This is a genomic window from Arcanobacterium hippocoleae, assembly GCF_040360365.1.
GTDB classification, from domain to species: domain Bacteria; phylum Actinomycetota; class Actinomycetes; order Actinomycetales; family Actinomycetaceae; genus Arcanobacterium_A; species Arcanobacterium_A hippocoleae_A.
Genome location: NZ_CP136412.1, coordinates 1,555,037 through 1,578,140, shown reverse-complemented (window position 1 = coordinate 1,578,140; position 23,104 = coordinate 1,555,037). Strand labels below are relative to the sequence as shown.

21 protein-coding genes, 3 tRNA genes and 1 pseudogene are annotated in these 23,104 nt (G+C 48.1%); 16 read left to right on the top strand and 9 right to left on the bottom strand.

The annotated features are described in order from the left end of the window. Positions 1 to 225: 225 nt before the first annotated feature. Both sp36 and RQN30_RS08215 read right to left on the bottom strand, forming a co-directional pair. Positions 226 to 381: a Sp36 family protein gene (sp36, locus tag RQN30_RS08220; protein ID WP_353060058.1), complete on the bottom strand. Its 156-nt coding sequence runs from the start codon at positions 379 to 381 to the stop codon at positions 226 to 228. 231 nt (positions 382 to 612) lie between these two features. After that, positions 613 to 939, bottom strand: a complete 327-nt coding sequence (locus RQN30_RS08215) for a WhiB family transcriptional regulator (protein ID WP_353060057.1) — start codon at positions 937 to 939, stop codon at positions 613 to 615. Positions 940 to 2,175: 1,236 nt separating this feature from the next. Here RQN30_RS08215 and RQN30_RS08210 point away from each other — a divergent pair. The 8 genes from RQN30_RS08210 to RQN30_RS08175 all read left to right on the top strand — a co-directional run bounded on the left by RQN30_RS08210 (position 2,176) and on the right by RQN30_RS08175 (position 9,963). Next, on the top strand, positions 2,176 to 4,611 hold the full coding sequence (locus tag RQN30_RS08210; RefSeq protein ID WP_353060056.1) for a transglycosylase domain-containing protein: 2,436 nt from the start codon (positions 2,176 to 2,178) through the stop codon (positions 4,609 to 4,611). Positions 4,612 to 5,008: 397 nt separating this feature from the next. Beyond that, a complete protein-coding gene (locus RQN30_RS08205; RefSeq protein WP_353060055.1) occupies positions 5,009 to 5,434 on the top strand; it encodes a hypothetical protein in 426 nt (141 codons plus the stop codon). Further along, a complete protein-coding gene (locus RQN30_RS08200; protein ID WP_353060054.1) occupies positions 5,368 to 6,486 on the top strand; it encodes a hypothetical protein in 1,119 nt (372 codons plus the stop codon). The genes RQN30_RS08205 and RQN30_RS08200 overlap by 67 nt, the downstream gene beginning before the upstream one ends. 304 nt (positions 6,487 to 6,790) lie before the next feature. Next, positions 6,791 to 6,864 (top strand) — tRNA-Pro (locus RQN30_RS08195). 871 nt (positions 6,865 to 7,735) lie between these two features. Further along, the gene (locus RQN30_RS08190) at positions 7,736 to 7,921 is read left to right on the top strand and encodes a hypothetical protein (RefSeq protein WP_353060053.1); all 186 of its coding nucleotides are present in this window, start codon (positions 7,736 to 7,738) and stop codon (positions 7,919 to 7,921) included. A 5-nt stretch (positions 7,922 to 7,926) separates the two neighbouring features. Continuing rightward, positions 7,927 to 8,538 carry an electron transfer flavoprotein subunit beta/FixA family protein gene (locus RQN30_RS08185; RefSeq protein ID WP_353060052.1) on the top strand — a complete coding sequence of 204 codons (612 nt, stop codon included), beginning with the start codon at positions 7,927 to 7,929 and terminating at the stop codon, positions 8,536 to 8,538. Further along, entirely contained in the window at positions 8,535 to 9,425 is an 891-nt protein-coding gene (locus RQN30_RS08180; protein WP_353060051.1) for an electron transfer flavoprotein subunit alpha/FixB family protein, read from the top strand. Before RQN30_RS08185 ends, RQN30_RS08180 begins: the two co-directional genes overlap by 4 nt. Positions 9,426 to 9,699: 274 nt before the next feature. Next, entirely contained in the window at positions 9,700 to 9,963 is a 264-nt protein-coding gene (locus tag RQN30_RS08175; RefSeq protein WP_353060050.1) for a GlsB/YeaQ/YmgE family stress response membrane protein, read from the top strand. A 785-nt stretch (positions 9,964 to 10,748) separates the two neighbouring features. Here the strand turns inward: RQN30_RS08175 and RQN30_RS08170 are convergent. From RQN30_RS08170 to RQN30_RS08160, 3 genes are read right to left on the bottom strand one after another with little or no spacing between them, the layout of a single operon-like run. Next, on the bottom strand, positions 10,749 to 12,701 hold the full coding sequence (locus RQN30_RS08170) for an HAD-IC family P-type ATPase (RefSeq protein ID WP_491608664.1): 1,953 nt from the start codon (positions 12,699 to 12,701) through the stop codon (positions 10,749 to 10,751). Continuing rightward, positions 12,698 to 12,976, bottom strand: a complete 279-nt coding sequence (locus RQN30_RS12590; RefSeq protein WP_491608663.1) for a P-type ATPase actuator domain-containing protein — start codon at positions 12,974 to 12,976, stop codon at positions 12,698 to 12,700. Before RQN30_RS12590 ends, RQN30_RS08170 begins: the two co-directional genes overlap by 4 nt. Positions 12,977 to 12,981: 5 nt before the next feature. Continuing rightward, the gene (locus tag RQN30_RS08160) at positions 12,982 to 13,488 is read right to left on the bottom strand and encodes a hypothetical protein (protein ID WP_353060049.1); all 507 of its coding nucleotides are present in this window, start codon (positions 13,486 to 13,488) and stop codon (positions 12,982 to 12,984) included. 222 nt (positions 13,489 to 13,710) lie between these two features. Between RQN30_RS08160 and RQN30_RS08155 the strand changes: the two genes are divergently transcribed. The 4 genes from RQN30_RS08155 to RQN30_RS08140 all read left to right on the top strand — a co-directional run bounded on the left by RQN30_RS08155 (position 13,711) and on the right by RQN30_RS08140 (position 16,131). Continuing rightward, entirely contained in the window at positions 13,711 to 14,187 is a 477-nt protein-coding gene (locus RQN30_RS08155) for a DoxX family protein (protein WP_353060048.1), read from the top strand. A 208-nt stretch (positions 14,188 to 14,395) separates the two neighbouring features. Beyond that, positions 14,396 to 14,866 (top strand): nucleoside deaminase, encoded by a 471-nt coding sequence (locus RQN30_RS08150; RefSeq protein WP_353060047.1) that lies wholly within the window; start codon positions 14,396 to 14,398, stop codon positions 14,864 to 14,866. Between the two features lie 552 nt (positions 14,867 to 15,418). Then, positions 15,419 to 15,507: transfer RNA gene (locus RQN30_RS08145), tRNA-Ser, on the top strand. A 294-nt stretch (positions 15,508 to 15,801) separates the two neighbouring features. Then, a complete protein-coding gene (locus tag RQN30_RS08140; protein WP_353060046.1) occupies positions 15,802 to 16,131 on the top strand; it encodes a hypothetical protein in 330 nt (109 codons plus the stop codon). Positions 16,132 to 16,368: 237 nt separating this feature from the next. On the opposite strand, the gene RQN30_RS08135 is transcribed toward RQN30_RS08140, so the two are convergent. Further along, entirely contained in the window at positions 16,369 to 16,506 is a 138-nt protein-coding gene (locus RQN30_RS08135; RefSeq protein WP_353060045.1) for a hypothetical protein, read from the bottom strand. Positions 16,507 to 17,024: 518 nt separating this feature from the next. On the opposite strand from RQN30_RS08135, the gene RQN30_RS08130 reads away from it, so the two are divergent. Beyond that, positions 17,025 to 18,320 carry an MFS transporter gene (locus RQN30_RS08130; RefSeq protein ID WP_353061815.1) on the top strand — a complete coding sequence of 432 codons (1,296 nt, stop codon included), beginning with the start codon at positions 17,025 to 17,027 and terminating at the stop codon, positions 18,318 to 18,320. A gap of 140 nt (positions 18,321 to 18,460) precedes the next feature. On the opposite strand, the gene RQN30_RS08125 is transcribed toward RQN30_RS08130, so the two are convergent. Beyond that, positions 18,461 to 19,777 carry an MFS transporter gene (locus RQN30_RS08125; protein ID WP_353060044.1) on the bottom strand — a complete coding sequence of 439 codons (1,317 nt, stop codon included), beginning with the start codon at positions 19,775 to 19,777 and terminating at the stop codon, positions 18,461 to 18,463. 224 nt (positions 19,778 to 20,001) lie between these two features. On the opposite strand from RQN30_RS08125, the pseudogene RQN30_RS08120 reads away from it, so the two are divergent. Then, positions 20,002 to 20,418 (top strand): annotated as a pseudogene (locus tag RQN30_RS08120) (GntR family transcriptional regulator); the annotation flags it as partial. Between the two features lie 359 nt (positions 20,419 to 20,777). Here RQN30_RS08120 and RQN30_RS08115 read toward each other — a convergent pair. Then, positions 20,778 to 20,852: transfer RNA gene (locus RQN30_RS08115), tRNA-Val, on the bottom strand. Between the two features lie 11 nt (positions 20,853 to 20,863). Continuing rightward, the gene (locus RQN30_RS08110; protein ID WP_353060043.1) at positions 20,864 to 21,040 is read right to left on the bottom strand and encodes a hypothetical protein; all 177 of its coding nucleotides are present in this window, start codon (positions 21,038 to 21,040) and stop codon (positions 20,864 to 20,866) included. 406 nt (positions 21,041 to 21,446) lie between these two features. Between RQN30_RS08110 and upp the strand changes: the two genes are divergently transcribed. Together upp and RQN30_RS08100 are read left to right on the top strand one after the other, a co-directional pair. Next, positions 21,447 to 22,085 carry a uracil phosphoribosyltransferase gene (upp, locus tag RQN30_RS08105; protein WP_353060042.1) on the top strand — a complete coding sequence of 213 codons (639 nt, stop codon included), beginning with the start codon at positions 21,447 to 21,449 and terminating at the stop codon, positions 22,083 to 22,085. A gap of 161 nt (positions 22,086 to 22,246) precedes the next feature. Continuing rightward, positions 22,247 to 23,104: a DUF5926 family protein gene (locus RQN30_RS08100; RefSeq protein WP_353060041.1), complete on the top strand. Its 858-nt coding sequence runs from the start codon at positions 22,247 to 22,249 to the stop codon at positions 23,102 to 23,104.

Sequence of the window (23,104 nt, the reverse complement as noted above, 5' to 3'; positions counted from 1 at the left end):
GATATAAGTTTGCGGTTTCACCAGTCTAGGCACGTTTTTATCCGCTTTAATCTCTCTGGTAACGCATTAACTTAATTATCCGCAATAACTTTTTACCGCAATTTACAAACATTCCCGCTCCGCCAGACATCCGCCGCATTCTCGGCATTCTTTCTTGCGGGATATCTACACTTATTTCTGTATTATTGCTTTATTATTGCGGCCCGCTTCACTATTACTTCACTATTACTGCTTTTCGCGCTTCAGATAGGCAACCGGATTCGTGCCGTCGGGTCCAGGGATTACTGCCACCAGCTCCCAGCCGTCGCCACCCCAATTATCAAGAATTGCTTTCGTATTATGAATTAATAGCGGCACTGTTACATATTCCCATGTTTTCATATGCCAAGGCTAAGCTGAACCGATAAAGAATTGCAAGATATACAGGCAAGCCATTCAGCGAAATAATCCCGACTTTCCGCAGCCGCAAAAATCTTTGCTTCCTAAGCCCATAAAAACTCAGCTTCAAGTAAGCTGCGGCGAGAACTCACCGACATCACAATGCCGAGACAACATTTCACCCGAAAACAACACAACTCACCGAGCAAACTAAACCTGCCCAGAGGTAAATATTTAACGATTAGGAATCCGCGGAACTCCTCCGGCCCGCAACGCCACAGCGAACGCCTCGTCTGAAGTCGTTAAGCGCTCATACCAACGATCCTCATTGGGATAACGCCGGAGAATCGCACGCCGCTCACGTTCAGTCAGCCCGCCCCAAATACCAAAAGTCATCTTCGAATCTAACGCATCCGCCAAGCATTCGATACGCACCGGGCACGACACGCACACCTGCCGGGCCTGCCGCTGCGCAGATCCGCGCACAAACAAAGCATCAGGGTCAACTGCTGCACATGCGGCACGCGCTGCCCAAGTCTGATCCTGGTAAATCAACGTCATTGTTGAACTCTCCTCTTTCGCAACTCACACTGGATGTAATCCGCGGCAGTGCCAAAGTAAAGTACTGCAAAAGTGTTCACAAAAGAACATACCCAGATTACATGTGACTGTAAGGTGAAATGGAAGCCCAACCCGAACAGCAGAGCTCCTGTGTTCTATGCTACAAATTATTTTTCGAAAATGCACATTGACCCGGAAAATAATCCCCGCCAGCAACGCAAAACTCAGCGACGCAGCAGTTCAGCAGCTAATAGCTCAACAATCCAGCAGCTCAATACGTCATTCACACTCCTGCGCAGTTCAACACCGCCGCAGAAACCAACACCGCACTTTACTTTCCAATACAATCACCGCACCCGTACCCGCACAATCCAACCGCACCTATACCTGTACCTGCACGATCTAACCGTAAAACCGATGGTCCAACCGATGGCACAAACTTAGTTTCATCACGCAACCGACGGCAAGAAGCAGGAAAATTTATGCACCCGGTGGCGGGAAGTGAAAAAGTTACGTAAGTGGTGGCAAGAACTCGGGCTGTGGTTTTCACCAGCGGAAATGATTATATTTGCGCTGGTCACAGGCCTAAAGGAACGACGGCACTCCCGTCGGAAAACAAAACCACCCATTTCGCCACCAGTTACGTTTAAAAATACGGATTATGCCACCAGTTACGTGTACTCGTAGGCAATTTACTGCCAGTTACGTCAGCCAATACCCACGGCATAAACAAAAATGTGCAGCACCTTTTTGCTTGGGTTCAGTTTGGCCGGTTCCAAGCGGTGTTTTTGCACAGCGGTCAGGCTTGATCTATGCAAAAACACCGCTTTCCACCCAAACAACCACCAGCTTCATTTCACCAACACAAAGAAAAATATGAAGAGCCGGCAAAACTAATTCCGCTACTAGTTACGTGAACTTATAAGCACTTTGCCACCACTTACGTAATGTCCGTAAGCATTCTGCCACTAGTTACGTAATTTCTGTTCGTTCTACTACTGCTTGGCATACTCTTACAGCCCGAACAACCCAGCCACACCCCTAGAAGCACGCACTGAACACACATCACCCACACGCCAAACACACACCAATCCGCACATTACTCACGCGCTGAACACACCAAAATCACACGCCAAACACACCAAAAACGCGCCGAAATAAAAAGTTCGACTCATCTCAGAGGGAAATCTCCAGCAAACCAAGTATCCGAACGAGAAAACAAGTATCCTAGCTAGTATGCATAGCGTTAAAACTTCCGAAAAGATTACTGCATCGCGCGCCGCCACAGCAGTGATGGCATTCATCGCCCTTTCACTGGCCGGCGGTCTTGCTCTTGCGACAGCGATTCTCCCAGTTGCCGCAAGCGTCGGAACCGCAAGCAACGCCACGATGAAGCTTTTCGACGATCTCCCAACGTCAATCGATTTCACTCACCCATCAGAGAAATCGTCGATTCTTGCCGCCGACGGCACCTTGCTTGCCACTTTCTATGCTGAAAACCGGATTGTCGTCGCTTCCGACCAAATCTCGGACCATCTAAAGCATGCAGCCGTCGCCATCGAAGATGAACGCTTTTTCGAACACGCAGGTATTGACGCAAAAGGAATTATCGGCGCAGCTTTCAACAACTTGACTGGCGGACGGCTCGCCGGCGGGTCCACAATCACCCAACAGTATGTGAAAAACTCGCTCATCGAAGAAGGGCGTTTTGCTGAAGATGAGAATCAAATCAATGCCGCAACTGAAACATCTGTGAGCCGCAAACTGAACGAAGCCCGCTATGCGTTAGCAATTGAAAAGCAGATGACCAAAGATGAAATCCTTACCTCGTATTTAAACATTGCACAGTTCGGTCCGTCACAGTGGGGTGTTGAGGCTGCTTCCCGCTTTTTCTTTTCAAAATCAGCAAAAGACGTCACGATTCCGGAAGCTGCAATGATTGCCGGAAACACTCAAGCTCCAAACCGCTGGAATCCGCTGGAAAATCCGGAAGAAACTCAGAAGCGGCGCGATGTAGTGCTCGGTAAAATGCACCAGCTCGGATACATCACCAAAGAAGAATACGATGCAGCAGTAAAAGTAAACATCGCCGACATGCTGCACGTTTCTCCGGCAAAAAATGGCTGTGAAATGGCCGGAAATGCCGCATACTTCTGCGAAACAGTAATTACCGATATCCTCAACTCAGATTCTTGGGGAAAGAGCCGCGCCGATCGTGTTAAGCAGCTTTACCGCGGCGGGCTCACAATCACCACAACACTTGATTTAAAGACCCAAAACGCAGCATATGAGGCACTCATTTCCGAAGTCCCAATTGCTGACCCGTCGAATGTTGATGCTGCTTCAGTTTCAGTCGAACCGAACACTGGAAAAGTGCTTGCCATGGTACAGAATACAAATTTCGGCAAACCAACTGAAAAAGATCCGGATGCAACCCAAGTCAACGCAAACGTCGGAAAGCTGCGCGGCGGCGGCGGCGGATACCAGGCAGGATCTACTTTTAAGATTTTCACTTTGGGTGAATGGCTTCGCTCAGGACGCAGTCCGAACGATTTAGTAAACAATAATCCGCGCGACTTTACCGGTAAAGACTTCCCTGTTCCCTGCGCCCCAGATATGCGCTTCGTAGGGAAATACCGTCCGCAAAACTCTGGCGGCGTAACACCAGGCACACAGACAGTTACCACTACCACAATTAATTCCTACAACGTGGGATACCTTGAAATGGCTTCAAAAGTCGGTATCTGCAATGTAGTCAAACTTGCGACGGACATGGGAGCAGAACAAGGCAATATTACCGATAAGAAAAGCGTCGAAAAATATAAATCTTTGAATGCAAAACTCGGCAAACCGCTCCCGATTCTGCCTAATCCGGCAACTATTATCGGAACCACTACCGTCACACCGATTTCAATGGCAACAGCTGCCGCCTCATTTGCCGCCGACGGTAAGAAGTGCACTCCGATCACGTACACTGAAATTCGCGCCCGCGACGGAAAATCGCTTGCGAAACAAGAACCGAATTGCGAGCAGATACTGCCGGAAAATGTTGCACGTTTAGCGAATCAAGTACTGCAGCAAGTTCCGCGGCAAGAAGCAAGAAACGGGCTAATTTCCGGCCACCCGTCAGCAGGTAAGACCGGTACAACCAACGAGGCTGCCGACGCTTGGTATATCGGATACACTCCGGGGCTTGCAAGCGCCGTCTGGCTTGGACACATGAACGGGATAAAACCGATGTTAAATATTAACATCAACGGCCGTTTCTACCGCGAAGTTTACGGTCTGGGGATTCCGGCAAAAATTTTCGGGAAGTTCGCTTCACAGGCTCTCGCCGGTAAAGAAGTGCGGCAGTTTAATTCGCCGCGCGGCAGAATTTCTTTGCAAATGCAAACCGAAGAAGAAAAGCAGCGCGAAGAAGAACTCAAACGCGAACAGGAACGTGAAAATCAGGAACATGCCGGTCAAAAAGTTCCAAATGTTGCCGGAATGGAAATGAATGCTGCTGCCCGCGCTCTGCGCGCTCAGGGATATGTTGTAGCGCCTGCCGGTGTCTGGTCGAACCAGCCGAAGAATACCGTCGTTTCAACAACTCCAGCAGCTGGAAGCCCTATTGCTCCCGGAAGTACAATCACGCTGAATATCTCTGCCGGCCCAGCCCCGCAACACTGATATTCAGACCCGGTAATAATATTCGGATTCGGTACTGGTACTGATGCCGGAATTCGGTACCAGTATTAATGTTCGGACCCGGTACCGGTATTCGCGATAGAACAGCGGCGGCATCCGCAACCAGCAGCAAATACTCACGATACTACCAAGATAGAGATCGCGCACCGATGAAGTGCGTGTTGATAAATACTCAAACTTACCGCCCAAAAAATCAGTCATATTTATTTTCACAAAACAAAATAAACAAATAAATAAACAAATAAATACCGCACAAGTCTGCACACAAAAATACGAATAACCACTTATAACTACCTATCAGTACAAACAAGCTTAGAAAAATAAACGAAATGAAATATTTTGCGGAACGTTCTGCAAAATATTCTGAAGGATTTGAAATATGAATTGGAAGACCGTCGCGTGGCTCAGCCCATTCGCTTGCGGAGCCGCCTTTCTCACTGCCGGACTTATCCAAGCGCACGCCTACAAGCTCCGCCGCCGTGCGATTCTGCTCCCAGATGGTACGAGCATACTTCAGCAAAATCTGCAGAATGCCGAAATACTGCAAGATTTACCGCCGCATCTTTCTAACGACGGGAAATCCGAATCCGATAAATCCGATTCCGTCGACGGGATTCTCCCAATCCATGCTGCAGATTCAGATCCGACGGAAAAGATGCGACAGAAAAAGACGGCGAAAAAGCCAAAGCTGCGGAAAAATTCGCATCTCTCAGGATCCTGCATATTTCCGACACGCACATGCTGCGGACGCAAATTCGGCGCAAACATTTCCTGCACTCCCTCGCTGCACAAAATCCGGACCTGATAGTGCTTACCGGTGATTTAATCAGCGAAAACGGCGCAATCACGCACCTTCTTGCAGCACTTGAATCTTTTCGCGGAATACCTGGCGTATATGTCTTTGGTTCAAATGATTATCATGCTCCGCGTCCAAAGAATCCATTTAGCTACCTTTTCAAGAATTCAAACCTTTCGAAAGCGAAACCGGTTCGGCGCCTTGAAACCGATCGGCTTATTGCCGGTTTAGACAATCTCGGTTTCCTGAACTTAAATAATGCAGCCGGGAGTATTTCCGTCGGTGATTGGGATCTTGAATTTGCGGGAGTGGATGATCCGCATATCGGGCTTGCAAAATATCCGCGTCTTGACTTTCCGAAAAGTTCTGCAGATATTTCACAGCAGCATCTCGACGAAACCGGTGTTTCAAATGCAGCCGCTGAATCTGCTGAACCTGCTGGTTTTGCAGAACCTGCTAGATCTGCTGGATCTGCTGGATCTGCCAATTCCGCCGGATTTACTGCACCTGCCGGATCCGCCAATTCTGCCAATTCCGCCGGATTCGCCAAGCCAATAACGCAAACCGCAAAAATCAAAAATACCGCACGGCAAAGAGTGCGGATTGGACTTACGCATGCCCCCTACAAGGATGTACTCGACTGGATGCAAAATGCCGGATGTCAGATCGTTTTCGCCGGGCACACACACGGCGGGCAAGTGTGTCTTCCGGGACATCGCGCGCTTGTTACGAATTGCGATATTCCAACAAGCCATGCATCGGGTCTGTTTTCTTGGCCGCTCTACACTGGTGAAGATAAAAAACTTCGTGCAAAAATCTTCCGCTGCAGCACAACGGAGCTATTGTTGGCTGGTGTCAGGAAAATTGGCGCGAGGAAAATAGCTTCCGGGAAAATAACAATAGAGCTGCGGAATCCCATAACAGGTCACACGATTTTTCTTCCGACGGGGAAAAATGCTTGTGCAGATATCTGCCGGAATAGGCACTTCTCCTTTCGCGCAAATCCGCACATTCTGCCCGCCAGAGGCAATTCAAATCGATATTATTCGGATTTGAATTAAGTGTAATGCACCGCAAAATTCCGTGCCGCTATCCGTTCGCAGGTTTCCCAGTAATCACTAGTATTTACTGGGAATAATGAATGTATTCCCGTGTTTATTTCATGTTTATTTCACATTTATTTCACGGAAATTTTCTGTGATTGATGAGATTCTCACAAATTGTTTTTCGTACCGATTTTCCAGTTACGGCGAAACGGGTTAAGATATAAGGGTTGTTTCAAGTATTTTCGAATTTCAACTTGCGGAAAACAACGGAAAATCTGCTGATTTGGAAAATGAGCTGGAAAATACTGAAAGAACAACTCGGGGTGTGGCGCAGTTTGGTAGCGCGCTTCGTTCGGGACGAAGAGGTCGCAGGTTCAAATCCTGTCACCCCGACAATTGATATTCGGATGCCAGTCTGAATATTCAGATTTAGATTTTAATATGCAGATGTGAATTTCAATATGCAGATATAAATTTTAATGTACGGATATCGATGCCGTGTCATTAGTTTCATTTCCAGATGTTTGCTTTACTTTATTTCGTTTGCTTGAATATGTTTTTGTCGGAATCCTGAAATTCTCGGAATCCTGAAATTTGATGTTGTTTTTCTTTTGGAACATCGATTGCTTGCCGGCGAACAGATTTTTGTAAAGTTAGTGTGCTGATTTCATTTCTGCAGGATTAGATTCCGCCAATTCTCCGCTATGAGCCACTTTCCTGGTTTTATCCGCATACCGCAGCATGATTCCACCCAGCCAACGTAACTGCTGGCAAAGTTCGCATAATCTCACGCAATTGGCGGCGAAATGCATGGTTTTGTGTAACGACGGGAGCGCCGTCGGAACTTTAGGCCTGCGACCAGCGCAAACGCAAGCACTTCCGACGGTGAAAATTTCACCCTAAGTTCTTGCCATCACTTACGTAGTTCCGGCTGTCTATTTCCGTCGGCAATTCACAGGAATACTAATCAACTTCACAGAAACGCTAACCAACTTCACAGAAACACCGAATCAGCGAAATATGAAATTTGCCGGCATGTTATTTGCACGGTGAAGCACCGGAAAAGAACCAGCCGCACTCCACTGGAAAAACCGCGAACCCAGTGAAATATCACACTGTTAATTTCTGCTGCAAGATTGAAATCAGTTATAGATTTGCGAAAGAGTAGAAACGAATAATAACGACAGCGCAGAACCAAAAAACAGCACACAAGTGTAAAATGAGCGGCAGCTGCGAAAACCACTAACCCAGCCGAGGTTGCTTAATGAAAATTGCAGTCATCTATAAATGGGCTCCAGATCCGCAAAACGCTCTCGTCTCCGACGACGGCGTAATTGATTGGGGAGCAAAACGCACAATTTCTGAATACGATCCGGTCGCAATGCACGCTGCGCGGATTCTCGCAGATTCAATCAACGAAAACATCACAGACGGCGAAAAACAACGCTAATCGGATTGACCGCCGGCGATTCCGCTGCTGCTTCGGCGAAAGCAACTCAGGCAGCAGCATCACGCGGTCTTGATTCACTTGTCGTGATCGCCGACGACACACTCAAAGAAGTTTCTGCCGACGTATATGCGCGTGTGTTAGCCAAAGCGATTTCCGATATTGGCGATATCGACCTCATCATTGCCGGCGACGCTTCTGCCGATATTGGCGGACAGGCCGTGCCGGGACTCCTGGCAGGTTATCTCGGAATCCCGTCGTTTGGCGATGTAAATAAGCTGGAGACCACCGTGCAAGGGATGCAAATTCAGCGCCAAACCGCAAATGCCCATCAGATTCTCCGGCTCACAGGTCCAGCCGTTATTTCTGTTACTACTGACGCAGCTTCGATTCCGCTTATCGGAATGAAAGACATGATGGCTGCCCGCAAAAAGCCAGTAACAAAACTGACGCTTGCCGACCTCGGAATTTCTGCAGAAATTTCAAGCCTGATCACCAAAGTAAAACTGCTTTCCACCGCAAAACCTGAAGTGAAACCGCGGAAACATATTATATTCGATTCAGATAATGCCGCTGCCGAACTTGTAGCAGCTCTGCGCAAGGAGGGCGTAATTTCATGACAACTTGGATTATCACTGCCAGCACTGCTGAAATTGGAAATATTATTACCGCCGCAGGTGAAGGAGCGAAACTTCTTGTGTGCGGTTCGCCAGAGTTCGCTGCAAAATTTTCACAAGCTCCGGTAACTAACATTTTCCACCTTGACCCGGAAAATTCACCGATAGAAGCGTATGCGCCAGAAGTTGCAAGATTCCTTGCCGATAACGCGGCAGACACAATCCTTGCACCTAATTTCGCTGCCGAACGCGCACTTGCGACGACGGCAGCAGCAAAGATCGGCGCGACCTGGGTTTCTGGTGCCGTTTCCTGGGATTGCACGAAACGCGAAGCCGTCCGGAACGTAGCTGCAATGTCACTTCAGACCATCGCCGTTTCCGGAGCTGCCGCATTCACACTTCCTGCCGCAGCCGAACTTACTGAAAATTCCGAACTTTCCGGCAGCAAGCCTGAATTCACCAAACTGGAGCTCACCCCTGTGCAGCATGCAGAAATCGTGAGCGAACAGCCCGCTGCCGCGAATAGCTCCGACCTTTCAAAGGCACAGCGGGTAATCGGCGTCGGCCGCGGAATCGCAGCGGAAAATGATTTGTTAATGATCCGCAATCTTGCCGCCGCAATTGACGCACAGATTGGCGGTACGCGGCCGCTTGCGGAAGGCTACGGCTGGTTTGATTCCTATATCGGACTCACCGGACAGCCCGTAGCAGCCGACCTGTATCTCGCTATTGGCACTTCAGGGCAAATTCATCATGCTGGCGGTGTGCGTGAATCAAATATTATTGCTGCAATTTGCGATGATCCGCAAGCGCCGATTTTTCACGAGGCAGACTACGGAATCGTCGGCGATTTATACGAAATCGTGCCGCAAATTCAGGCTGCGCTGTAGCCGGATGCAGCCATGTTACCGATATTTTCGGAACCCGCAACGGTTCGGCGCAACAGCCTAGTGTGCACCTCGCGTGTGAAAGCTTTGCTGCAAAGAACTAAAAGCAAGCGATTTACTTAAAATCCTCTTTCAGCAAAAAACTGCGGAAAAAGATGCTTTAAATTTCGCTTATTTTATTCTTTCACGTAGGCTCTAACCTGAAACTGTGCAGGCGGCAAGCTCACACAGCAGTTTGCCTGCACAGTCAGACGTAGAGAAAGAAGGGAACACTCGAATGTTGAATATTATCGGAACTCTTATTTTCGGTCTTGTTATCGGCGCTCTTGCTCGTCTTTTCATGAAAGGAAATCAGAACCTTTCAATCATTGCCACAATGCTTCTTGGCGTTGTCGGCGTAGCTATTGGAAACCTGGTTCTTGGCGTATTCAAGTACCCGATTGACACACCGGGAATTGACTGGATCCGCTGGGTTGTCTGCATCGTATGTGCAGTAGTCGCAATTTCGATTTATCTTGGAATTGCTGCAAAGAAGAAATAATTAATTATTCCGACGGCGAGCTTGCAGCTTACGCGCTTACAAGCTTTCTATCGGGATTCCGATCCGGGGCTGTGCAGCTATTGCCAGTGAGCCGTCGATTACAGGCATTGCGGAGTTGTTTTCTGAACATTGGAAAACAGCTCCGCATTCTGTTATTTTTTGGCATTATTCGCACCGACGGCAGCGGAACATCCCATTGGCATCTAACAACACGCTGCCATAAGCAACGATTTTTGGCGCTTAGCCCCCACTTAGCCTCGATTTTTGGTACTTAGCCCGAAAAGTGGGAAAAATAGTAGAAAAGAAAAATCGGAGGGCAGCCATCCACGCATCTGGCTGCCCTCCGAGGAACGTGATTCAAAAGATATTGGAGGCACTAATTCCAAAATCTAAAAACCACCATATTCACTTTGCACTCATACACACAACGACAAGGAAAACACAACAATAACGGAGAAGGAATCTTTTTAATTTCTGTCGTTATGTAATTAGTATGCACAGTAAACCTTGGAGAGCTTGCAAGTGAGTCTGTGAATTTCCTGGGATTTCCTATATCTGGAACGATTCCGTTGTTTAGCTGCCGGTTATTTAACTGCCGGGAAAGAAAAACCGGAATATTATTGGCCGCTGCAGCTGCTTATCTTCCCAAAACCGACTGCATTATCTGCCCGAAGCTCACTGCTTACCTGCCCGAAGCCGACTGCCGCCGATCAGCCGAAACCATATCCCGTCAAAGACGTACAGAAGATATGCGGCTCCGCCTCATGCAGCAGCCATCAGACAATTCACGCCAGCCGGTTCCGCACAACCCTCCAAAGCAGTTCAATCAAAACCGCACCAATCCCGCCAATTACCACTGCCGTCTGCATCATCGGCAGATTAGACGAATCAAGCAAAAACAACTTCTGCGTGAAACTCCAGGTGAAAATAATTCCGTAACCTGCGAGCGGCAAAGCAATCAGCAGGCATTTCCACAGATTAAACGGGCGGGCCACACACGCAAGCACCCAGGTGGAAGTAATGATTAACGCCGCGAGCGCTGCCGTCGATTGCTGCATATGCTCTTCCGGCACATTCCCTCCGGAGACAATCAGATACGCAGCGAATGCCGAAATTCCGACTATCACTCCTGCCGGCATTGCAAAGCTGAGCACTCTGCGCACGAATCCGTCGCGTGCACGGCGATAGTTTGGCGGAAGCGCAAGAATGAATGCCGGAATCCCGATTGTAAACCAACCGGTAATCGTCACGTGGATTGGTTGGAATGGGAAAGGCACCGATGCGAGAATTACGAGAATTGCCAGCATGGCAGAGTAAGTGGTCTTTGTTAAGAAAAGGTTTGCGACCCGCTCGATATTTCCGATAACCCGGCGCCCTTCAGCTACCACATACGGCAGCGTAGCGAACTTATTATCGAGGAGCACGATTTTCGCGACGGAACGCGACGCGGAAGAACCCGACCCCATTGCCACGCCAATATCCGCATCTTTCAATGCAAGCACATCATTTACGCCGTCTCCGGTCATGGCGACGCTATGTCCGCCATGCTGCAGCGCATGCACCATTGCCTGTTTCTGTTCCGGTTTTACTCGCCCGAAAACTCCGCCCTGGAGCACTTTGGAATCAAATTCATCCCGCGCCGATTCGCGGTCGAGCGTGCGCGCGTCTACACCATGGGCCGTATCAATTCCCAGCCGCTTTGAAACCGCAGATACGGAACGGAGATTGTCTCCGGAAATGACTTTCAAGGCAACGTTTTGCGCATTGAAAAAGGCGAGCGTCTCTGAAACATCCGGACGAATCGTCTGGTCAAATACGAGCACAGCTAATGGAGTGAAACCCATTTTTCCGGCGGATTCGGCACAGTATTCATCCGCACTGCAAGCAATTTCCCCAAGGAGCAATACCCGCAGTCCTTCATCTTCAAAACTGCGCACCAAGTTAATCCACCCGCCGCAGCTCTCCGCCAATGGTTTCAAAAGAACGTCTGGGGCACCGAGCACAAAATTAACTTGCCTTACGCTGCTGCCGCCGGCATTTACATCAGCGCTTTCATTTGCGTTATTTGCGTTATCTGCGTTATTTGCACCATTTCCGTTATTTCCGCTATCTGTGCCGGAAGCAGAAATTGGCTGCAGAAAGCTGACGCCAGACCATTTATCCGCCGAAGTAAACGGTTTGCGGTTGATTTCTTTCCACTGCGAACCGGATTCCGGCTGCGGAAACGCTTCCTGCAAAGCTGTGATTGTGAGATTCGGGTCCGGATCGCTCCACGCTATTTGCGCCAGCACCTGCCGGTATGTATTGCCGACGGCAGTGCCCGCTTTTTCATCTTTTTCGGCGGCGTTATCCGGGAAACTATCTGGGAAACTGACGCTATCCGAAAAACTTGCAGTATCCGAAATATCCGCGCTGCCATTATCAATCGGGGCAAAAGCCTCCCGGAACTGCAATTTATTATCCGTCAGCGTACCGGTTTTATCTGCACAAACCACATCCACCCGCGCCAGCCCCTCAATTGCAGGCAGTTCGTTCACTAAACAATTGCGCTTGCCAAGACGAATCACGCCAAGCGCAAAAGCCGTAGACGTAATCAGAATTAACCCTTCCGGCACCATCGGCACCAGTGCCCCGGTAATTGCAAGAATCAGCGAATTCCAGCTCTGATATCCGCCGCGGTACTGCATAACAATTGTGAGCAGACCAACCGGAATCAAAATCCAGATAATATATTTCAAAATCGCGTCAATCCCCTGCTGCAGCTTCGATTTTGTAAGCTCGTATTTTTGCGCTTGCGCTGCAATTTTGCCGCATAAGATTCTTTCCCGACGCGCGTAACACGGTAAGCCCCAGTTCCAACCACCACAAAACTTCCGGAAAGAATTTCATCTCCAGGCTGCTTTGCCACCGGATCTGCTTCGCCGGTGAGCATTGACTCATCTACGGCAAGATACTGCGCAGTCAAAACTTCTCCGTCGACCACAATTTCTTTACCTGCCTGCAGGTAAATCACGTCATCTAAGACGAGTTCTTCTTGGGGGATTTCGATTTTTTCCCCTCGCGAATCACCGTCGGATGCTCTTCGCCAATGAGTGAAAGTGACTCTAAAGTTGCACGCGCCCGCAATTCCTGCACGATTCCAATTGCCGAATTTACAAAAATCAACAGCCCGAAAGCACTATTTATCCACGATCCCGTCGTAATTACCAGCACAAAAAGTACGCCTAGAATCGCGTTAATTCGCGTGAAAACGTTTGCGCGAATAATGTCTCCGACGGTCTTTCCGGTGCGCGGAGGAAGTTTATTAATCTTTCCTGCCGCGATTCGTTGGGAGATTTCATCCGACGTTAATCCGCGAATTGCTGTTGCTTTTTCTGCGCTTTCTTCTTTTTCACCTGCAGCAACCTGGATACCGGCAGAGCGCGGATCTTTTTCCTCCCGCGGGCTTTCCATAGTCTGAAGAATCACAGGATTATCTTTCCGTGACGCATTTTGATTTTCACCACGCGAATCAGGTTTCACCATTTTAATTCCGTATCTATATGTCTGCAGATAGTCTTTTGTTTTCCATATTATTCTCTCAATATGCCGAAAAACTACGGCGCTAGTAGGGAAAACAACAACTGCGCAGTGACATATGCCATAAATTACTTATGGCGGTTAGTTCTACATTCAACTACACTTTCAGCCAGTAGGAACTCGGTATATAAAATAAAACAACAAACAACAAACGAAAGGTGAGTCGGCATGGCACACTCCCTAGAAATTAACCGCACTTCGAAACGATTCGACATCGGACTGCTCTTACTCCGCGTATTCCCGCTCGTTATGATATTTCACGGATTCACGAAACTTGGTAACTTTTCCGGATTTGCGAAAAGCTTAGAAAACTTCCCAGTATCCAGTGCCGCCCCGACTCTTTTCGCAGTACTGATTGCCGGCGGTGAGATTGTGCTCCCAATCCTAATCGCAGTTGGATTTTTCACCAGAATCAGCGCACTTCTCGAAACAGCTATGATGTTTGGTATCTGGCTATTCGTTCCAGTTATGGGCTTAATCAATTCCGGCGGCAGCATTCTCGACAAAAACGGCGGTATCGTCGGGGAAGGTTCGATGATGTATCTTTTCCTTGCACTTCCGGTAGTTTTCCTTGGCGCAGGCCGCTACTCTCTCGACTCCGCTCTTGCGAAAGGCGGGAATCGGTTATTCGCCAGCCAACTTTAATTACGTTTTGAGATTTTCGACGGCTGACGGTCCATTGGCTTCGCACCCGTCGTAAATCTTATAAACTTTAATAAAACGAGTCCTTTAAGCATTTGCTTCACTAAGGGCTCGTTTTTCTATTAGTTTTTGTTTTGCAGAATTCCCTCTGGAATTGTCAGTTAGAATCAGTCCGAATCACTTCCCCAAGGGTTTAAAGGCTGGAAAGAATATGCGGGAATACGAAATCAAATTAATGCAGCAAGCAATGGAGCTTGCGAAAATTGCCGGAGCGGCAGGAGATGTACCCGTCGGCGCTTTAATCTGCGATAAAACAGGTAAGATAATCGGACGCGGATTCAACACCCGAGAAGCTTTCGGGGATCCCGTCGGACATGCTGAAGTGAACGCTATGCGGGAAGCTGCCGCCGCGCTTGGCACTTGGAATTTAACCGGCTGCACACTTGCAGTAACTCTTGAACCATGCACAATGTGCGCCGGAGCAATTATCAACTCACGAATTTCCCGCGTAATTTTTGGAACCTGGGACGAGAAAGCAGGTGCTGCAGGTTCGGTCCGTGATGTGTTACGCGATGCGCGGCTCCCGCATCAAGCAGAGGTAATCGGGGGATTCTGGAAAAAGAAACGGCTGCGCAGCTGCGTGAATGGTTTATCAAAAATCTCCGCTGACCGAACCGAGTGAATTCACTGAGATAATCGCATTTCTAAAGCGATATGGCGCGTTGATCCGGTAAAACTTGCCGAGCCGGTAAAACTTGCCGAGCCGGTAAAACTTGCCGAGCCGGCAGAAGCGTTGACCCGATGGAACCTACCAACCGTGCACAACCAAACCAGCACAACCTACCAAACCTGCCCGAACCGTATAATTTAGCAAATTTATTTTATTGAGCTGGCAGAACCGACTGCACAAATCTAGCTGATAGAAAGATCCTAACCGATAGAGATGATCTGGCTGGCAAAAGATTACTGCCGCAGAGATACCCCCGCCGCGGCAATCAGGACAAGTGCGATATCACAGCCAGCAAATCGGTAAAGCAAACTAAACCAATCGGAACAATCGGGACGATTGCAGTAATCAGGATAATTGCGATGAATGGGGGCTGTCGGATAATCGCGATGGCGAAAGCGGTTCGGTGAACCGAATCGGAAAACCGGGGAAAACTCTGTGAAATCAGGCGCATTAAGCAAATTGCAGCTTGGACTTTTTACACCCTCGCGTATGATTACATCGCATGGTGACGTGTCCGAGCGGCCGAAGGTGCAGCACTCGAAATGCTGTGTGGTTAATAGCCACCGAGGGTTCAAATCCCTCCGTCACCGCCAAAGTTTCTGCCAAGCAGCGTTGTCTGTTTGGCAGAAACTTTTGTGTTTTCGAGGGATTTGAACCCGTGAGGGCTAAGCCGTTAAGAAAACACGGCAAGTGTTTTTAGGCTTAGCGGTACCAGCCACGCTGGTACCGAACCAAGAATTTTTTGGAGCAAAGCGACGAAAAATTTTGCCAATCCCTCCGTCACCGCCAAAGTTTCTGCCAAGCAGCGTTGTCTGTTTGGCAGAAACTTTTTGTGTTTTCGAGGGATTTGAACCCGTGAGGGCTAAGCCGTTAAGAAAACACGGCAAGTGTTTTTAGGCTTAGCGGTACCAGCCACGCTGGTACCGAACCAAGAATTTTTTGGAGCAAAGCGACGAAAAATTTTGCCAATCCCTCCGTCACCGCCAAAGTTTCCCTTGATATTCCAACGAAAAACGGAAGTCAAGGGAAAATTTTTACCCGAAATTACAGTAACGCTGCAGCTGCAGCAAAACCGCGAACGTTATCGCATTTCTTCTTTCCGCCCACGTATGGGATACGCAAAACATTCCGCCCACACACAACATGGCAATATTAAAATATGTCACGGAGACGTAGTATCAGGAAAAATTTTACCCAGCATTGTAGCAATACTGTAGCAACGAAAACGCAGCATCATTAGGAAATTTCATAAATTATCCTGATAGTGTCTTAACGAAAAATAATTTCGTTACTTTCCTCCGTTAAATTACGTAACTGACGGCATAATCCCTGAAAATTTACATAACTGATGGCAGAATCTGCCCTGACTTACGTAAGTGACGGCAAAGTGATTATGAGTCCACGTAACCGATATCAAGATCTGCTTTAACTCACATAACTGGTGGCAAAACGCTCTACATGGTTACGTAACTGGTGGCAAAATAATCGATTTTGATTAACGACGGGAGAACCGTCGTTATCGCAAGCCTGTGAACTGCGGAAACGCAAGTACTTCCGACGGTAGTAATCCCAGCTTGAGTTCTTGCCGCCACTTACGTAACGAAACCAACTTCCCGCCACCAGCTACGTGGAATTTCCTACTTCCTCCCATCAGTTACGCAGCGTTGGCATATCCGTCGTTAATTTACGCAACAAAACTAAGTTCCTGCCATCAGTTACGTAACAAGAACGAGTTCTTTCCGCCAGTTACGCAGCATACTCAGAAGTCACACCGAGACAACACACCAGAACTACACGTCACACCAGCACAACACAGCGCACAATCACAGCAAAGCACACCAATATTCACAAAACACCGCTGTACGCAATATTACTTACATCGAAAGCATATTCGGCGATTTTGCTTCCAGTTCCGCATTATGCACAAGCGGAATGGGATTCGATAAATAGCTGAAAATTATAAATAAGCAGTGACGAAAATAGATACAAAACAAACGTATTGTAGTACAATCAAGTTGCTAAGTATTACAACACATCTATTGTAATACATCTCCATCAACGACGATAGAAAGCAGCACACAATGAATAAAAACATCCGGGTGAAGGCGAAATTCTCGCTCAACAGTACGCAGCTGCACACCCGAAAGAATACAAAGAGTACCTTCGACGCCACTGGATTGTTTTCCTTGTAGCCTATTTTGGCTACGTATGCGCATATCTAGTACGCAACAATTTCAAGCTCACATCCGAAACAATCCGAATTGAAAATAACTGGTCTTTAATCCAAGTGGGCACAATTCTCACCGGTTTCACCATCGCTTACGGAATCGGAAAATTCTTAATGGGGATGGTAGTAGATAACATTTCACTGCGTAAATCCTTTGCCGGAGCACTGGCAATCTCCGCATTGATTATTATTTTCATGGGAGTTACTACCCAAGTATGGATCTTTTTCATTTTGATGATCCTACTCGGAATGGTCCAAGGCGTGCTCTCACCAGGATCACAATCAATGATTGCAAATTGGTTCCCAAACAAAACCCGCGGCGCCGGAATCGCCATGTGGAACACTTCGCAAAATCTCGGAGGTGCACTGCTGCCGATGATGGTCGGCGGATTTGCCGGTGCAGGACTGCCGATTAAATATTCTTTCTGGATTCCAGCTGTAATCGTATTACTGCTTTCATTCCTTTTCTGGAAATTTGGCGGTGACCGCCCCGAAGAAGAAGCACTTCCCACTTTACGCGACATCTATGGCGAGCATGGCGTACCAATGGCAGAAGAAAAACCAGAAGGTACTTTTTGGCAAATTATGGTGAAATACGTATTCACCAATCGGCTACTGCTTACCATCGGTCTAATAAATGCTGTGCTCTATTTCTTACGCTTCGGTATTGAAAACTGGATGCCCGCTTTCTTAGGTACCGAACTAGGATTCACCGAACAACAATACACAACAGCATTTGCAGTTTTGGAATGGGTAGCAATCCCCGGCTGCTTTTTCTTCGCATGGGTCGCATTAAAACTGCCTAACCAACAGTCCCTGGTAGGCGGAATTGGGCTGCTAATTCTTGCAGCACTAGTGTACGTCTACCATGAAAACACCAACTATGCGACACTGCTAATCATCTCCGGCATTATGGGAACGCTGATTTACGGACCGCAGCTAATCATCAACATCCTCACATTAAATTTCGTGCCGCTGCAAGCAGCAGGTACCGCAGTGGGATTCGTCGGACTATTCGGCTATATCGTAGGCGAATTAGCAGCAAACCTCGTGATGCCAATCCTTGCTGAAAACTTTTCATGGACCGCGTCATTTATCTTTATGGCAGCTACGGGAGTTATCGCAGCCCTGCTTTATCTCTCACTTGCGAAAGCAGAGCAAAAAGTAGTGGAAGCCTAACTTGCCGCAGGTTTAATCTCCAACAAATTTATTTCATATCGAGCGAACGTTTGGGCTGGCAACCGCATATCGCCAGCCCAAACACAATACTTCTTCTACCGAACTTCGCAAAATGAACCTGATCCGCAAAGTGTGCAGAATCAGCAAGAGTCACCGGAAAGCACCACCGCGCTTTTTTCATATGGACGCAGCCAGAAATAAACTCCGGCAGTTAACAGTGCAACGCCTGCAAGCCCTAAATAAACTGCCGGCCAACCATAATTTTGCGCCACTACTGGAACAACAGTATTAGCAAGTATTTCACCAACTAAATACCCCGACAATCCGACGGCGCCAACCGCCGCCCCTACCATCCGCGGCGGCATCAGATTAACAGTGAGCACATTAATAATCACTTGAGGTGCATATATCAGCCCACCCAAAACAGTACTTGCATAAAACACCATATTTAAATCACTCACGTAAGCATAAAACATCAAGCTTAATGCGAGCGCCAACATGGAAATTCCGCCAATTGCACACATTCCCGACGGCCATTTCCAAGCTAATAACGCAAAAATAACCACCGTCGGAATCGCCATAAATTCAAGTACAGCAAACATATTATGCGCTGCCGCAATACTCACTCCTTTGGTTCGCGGCAAATAGAATGTTATCCAATTGAGCACCCCAAATCGCAGGAGATAAAGCAAGGCATTCAATAGCAGCAAAAGAAGAAGCACCGGAGATGAAGTAAGTGCACTAAAAAGTAAACGCCAATAAGAATCACGCTGCACAATTGCAGTACACGGCACACCAGCCGGGCCATAAAGCGCATTTAGAGTGGGATACCCCTCTTGCCACGGACGATTTTTTCCATTTTTCCAAAGCCAAATTGCAAATAGCGCCGATAGCAGCGCGGGAATCCAGAAAATTAACCGCCAATCATTTGAAAAATATTCCAAAATAATCATCGCAAATGCTGCAAGTACACCCGCACCGAGATTTTGTGAAGTATTCCAGGCAACCACTGCAGCACCGCGGGTTGGGTTGGGATACCAAGCGCTAATCATTCCAAGAGCGGCTGGCGCGCCAGCTCCCTGCACCAACCCGAGCAGTGCCATCAGCACCGTGAGCACTGCAGCAGAGCTAACTAACGGAATCACAGTACAGAGCAATGCGGAAAATGCAACACATCCAGGAAGTAACATCCGCATTGAGGTACGGTCTGCCAACAGCCCCATAAATAATTTCCCAGGCGCATAAGCAAGCGGAAAAGCAGCAAGAATAATTCCCACATCCACTGCGCTGATTCCAAGCTGTTCCGCAAAAGGACTCGCAGTGAGTTTAAAATTATTCCGCACTAAGTAGCAGAACGCATAACCAAAATAAGCTACTGCAAAAACTATTCTCCGGTCAGCCAGATATTGTGTTTTCCCATGACGTTCACGCGGAGTGAAACCATCGAATTCAATCACCGTGAACCCTCTTTCACAATTATCAGGATGTGCTGCACGAAGTAGATGAATATAATTGTACGCATACGTCAGACGTTGTATGCTGACAGCAATAAAAATAATTACAATGCAAAGTGCGATACGAAAGAGGTGATTAGTGTGTCTGCTTTTCAACGGCTTGCAGATGAACTTGCAGCGCACTTACGGGAGCGTATCGTCACTGGAAATATTTCACGGGGTACACCCTCGCAGAAGCAGCACTTGCTGCAGAATACGGTGTGGCGCGTTCTACTGTCCGCACCGCCATTGAAACACTTCTGCTTGATGGATTAGTAACTAAACGTCCGCACATGCCTGCCGTGGTGAGCACGATTTCTGCGGAGGATATTCCCGAGATTATCGGATTGCTGGAAAGCTCAGAAAGTTTGGCACTTTCGCGCTTGCTGGCGATTGATCCAGATATGCGTCCGCTGCGCAGAATGCACACCGCCTCCACCCACTCTTTCCTCGATAAATTAGTGGAGCTTTCAGGATCTGAGCGTTTGCATTTAGTACACCGCCGCAGCACTTTCGAATTTTTGTTGGCACAGCTGAGTTTGGAAGTATTTTTGTTGACGACACAGATGCGCGGCAAACTCTCGTTACTGGAATTTTCGAATTAAACAATGAATTAGCTGCTGCAGGTTTACGCTCAGTGCAGGAGTTACGCGCCGCCGCAGTGAAAGTGAAATCAAAATCTGCAATGAAACAATGAGCTGCTCGCGAAACCCTCGCGACCTTACGTAACTGATAGCGAAATGCTTGCAGGCTTACGTAACTGACGGCAAAGTTTTCCTAAATCGACTCTTAACATTTTCGTTTGTGTTAGTGCAACAAAGCACACCAATATTCACAAAACACAGCTGTACGCAATATTACTTACATCGAAAGCAGCTGACTCGTTACCGCAGCCGAATTTAAACGGACAATCCCAACACCGAACTTTGCAGCAGCAAGAACCTGGCGGATATCAACAAAAATCTGGTGGGCGATACTGGGATCGAACCAGTGACCTCTTCCGTGTGAAGGAAGCGCGCTACCGCTGCGCTAATCGCCCGCTGTACTCACTTAAGATAGTCGTTTCCGGCGAAAAGTGCAAATACGCGGATTGTGAAAATAATATGAAAAATAGGGGCAATCTGAAAAATCAGCGGAACATACGATTTCGCCATCCATTTCGTCACCCGCCGCCTGTTCCGTCACCCGTTCCACCACTTGCCTCACGCCACCAGCAACACGTTCCATCACCCCATCACCCGCAAGCAAAAGCAAAAGCAAAAGAGAGTAGAAGACAAGCACTGCCAATTAATACCGCCCAAACCAAACCAAACCGCCCCCAACCCAACCAAACCAAACCCGAACCGAACCGAACCAACCCCAAACAAAATAAATAAACTAAATCACTAAAAGCATTCAAAAACCTGAAAGAAACCAATTAAAACGCAGAACCCAGATAAACCGCATTCTCAAGCCAGCTCGCAAGAGAAGCAAAATAACGCTTAGAATAGGTTCAGCGCGGAGCATAGCTGCACCGCTGCAATTCATTTTCAATGCGGGTGTTCATTGCAAGCTGCTTGCAAAATCGTTCTGCCTGCAAGTTCGTTATTAATATTTCCAGATTAAACAAAATCAAGCAGATAAGAGTGAAACTATGAAACTCACGGTAATTAACCACCCACTTGTCTCCCATAAACTCAGCGTACTGCGCGATCAAAAAACACCTTCTCCTGTTTTCCGGCAGCTCGTCGAAGAACTGATTATGCTCCTCGCTTATGAATCAACTCACGATGTGACGGTAGAAGATCAGGAAATCACCACACCGATCCGTAAGATGATCGGTAAAAAGCTTGCCGCCCCAATGCCGATTGTGGTTCCGATTCTGCGTGCCGGGCTTGGAATGCTCGAAGGGATGATGAAGCTAATGCCGTCGGCAGAAGTCGGCTTCCTGGGAATGAAACGCGACGAAGAAACACTGGAGGCAATCACCTACGCTAACCGGCTCCCGGACGACCTCACCGGACGTCAATGCTTTGTGCTTGACCCAATGCTTGCCACCGGCCACACCCTCATCGACTCAATTGATTATTTGCTTGAACGCGGGGCCCGCGACGTGACTGCAATCTGTATTCTTGCCGCCCCAGAAGGGTTACAAGCACTTGAGGAGCATATCGGCGATCGCGGAGATGTGAAACTTTTCGTCGCTGCAGTAGACGAAAAACTCAACGAGCACGGATACATTGTTCCCGGGCTTGGCGACGCAGGCGACCGGCTCTATGGAATTGTAGATTAATCCCGAATAAACCTACCGAAAATCGTCTGCATTTCGTTTATTATTCGCTGTTAAATTAAACTGGAAAATATTTTCCGTTAAAGCACGAATCAACTTCGTTAATGGAATCCAGACTCGTAATTCAAGCACAACGAATCAGCAGAATAAAACCAGGAGCAAAAATGGGCAAGAAAAGCCGCCGCGAAAAAGTTAATAAGCCAAAACGCCAGCGTATCCAGTTCGTAGAACGTCCTTTCGCCGGCATCCCATTTGAGATTCAACTCGTGGCAATGCGTGAAATTCTCGCTGCAGGCACGCTGAAAGTAAAAACCAATGCAGCCCACGGCAATACAGAAGTAACGCTTGTGAGTATGCTTCCGCAAATGGTCGGCGCACTTCGGCGCAGCGACGGCGTACTGCTTGTGGCACTCCAAACAGTAATGCACTCCGGCGATCTTTCACTCGACGTAGCAGACCGGCTCCTTGCCGCGCTTGAACTGGAAAATGGCGAAACCTACACGCAAACCGAACAACCCGAGCCGGGTAAACGGCTGCAAGATGTGCTTGATCTCGAAGCTGCTGCCGAGTTTGAACTTCACGACGATTTCAGCTTCTGGATTGGCGCCGATGAGGCTGAAAAACCAGACGTACAGCAAGCAATTGCACAGACGAAAGAGCAGATTTTCCCAACCGCCCAGGTTCCCGGCACGGATGGAGCTTTCTGGACTCGGATGCAGCGCGAATTTCTGCGGCTAGTTCGCCCTGAAGAGCAGGAAACTGTGCTTAATGCACTTGCCCGCCTGCAAAACCGCCGCGAATTAAATTTTGCACACGCGCGTTTCGTAGGAGCTTTCCGCGCAGCCGGACTGCTGATTCCAGTATTTGAACTTGATTCCGGCACGGAAGCTGCAGATCTTGCAGCACCGCTCGCCGAATTTATACAGAAACTTGAAACTGAGATTTCCGCCAATTCGGTTCTCACAGCGGAAGAACGCCGTGCAAAGGCTGGTATTGTCTCACGCCAGGTAACTTTGCGCTAA

Bases quoted from the DNA above. Each gene is read 5' to 3' on its own strand.
- sp36 (WP_353060058.1), bottom strand. From the start codon at position 381: ATGAAAACATGGGAATATGTAACAGTGCCGCTATTAATTCATAATACG.
- RQN30_RS08215 (WP_353060057.1), bottom strand. From the start codon at position 939: ATGACGTTGATTTACCAGGATCAGACTTGGGCAGCGCGTGCCGCATGT.
- RQN30_RS08210 (WP_353060056.1), top strand. From the start codon at position 2,176: ATGCATAGCGTTAAAACTTCCGAAAAGATTACTGCATCGCGCGCCGCC.
- RQN30_RS08205 (WP_353060055.1), top strand. From the start codon at position 5,009: ATGAATTGGAAGACCGTCGCGTGGCTCAGCCCATTCGCTTGCGGAGCC.
- RQN30_RS08200 (WP_353060054.1), top strand. From the start codon at position 5,368: ATGCTGCGGACGCAAATTCGGCGCAAACATTTCCTGCACTCCCTCGCT.
- RQN30_RS08190 (WP_353060053.1), top strand. From the start codon at position 7,736: ATGAAAATTGCAGTCATCTATAAATGGGCTCCAGATCCGCAAAACGCT.
- RQN30_RS08180 (WP_353060051.1), top strand. From the start codon at position 8,535: ATGACAACTTGGATTATCACTGCCAGCACTGCTGAAATTGGAAATATT.
- RQN30_RS08175 (WP_353060050.1), top strand. From the start codon at position 9,700: ATGTTGAATATTATCGGAACTCTTATTTTCGGTCTTGTTATCGGCGCT.
- RQN30_RS08160 (WP_353060049.1), bottom strand. From the start codon at position 13,488: ATGGTGAAACCTGATTCGCGTGGTGAAAATCAAAATGCGTCACGGAAA.
- RQN30_RS08155 (WP_353060048.1), top strand. From the start codon at position 13,711: ATGGCACACTCCCTAGAAATTAACCGCACTTCGAAACGATTCGACATC.
- RQN30_RS08150 (WP_353060047.1), top strand. From the start codon at position 14,396: ATGCGGGAATACGAAATCAAATTAATGCAGCAAGCAATGGAGCTTGCG.
- RQN30_RS08110 (WP_353060043.1), bottom strand. From the start codon at position 21,040: ATGGAACGTGTTGCTGGTGGCGTGAGGCAAGTGGTGGAACGGGTGACG.
- upp (WP_353060042.1), top strand. From the start codon at position 21,447: ATGAAACTCACGGTAATTAACCACCCACTTGTCTCCCATAAACTCAGC.
- RQN30_RS08100 (WP_353060041.1), top strand. From the start codon at position 22,247: ATGGGCAAGAAAAGCCGCCGCGAAAAAGTTAATAAGCCAAAACGCCAG.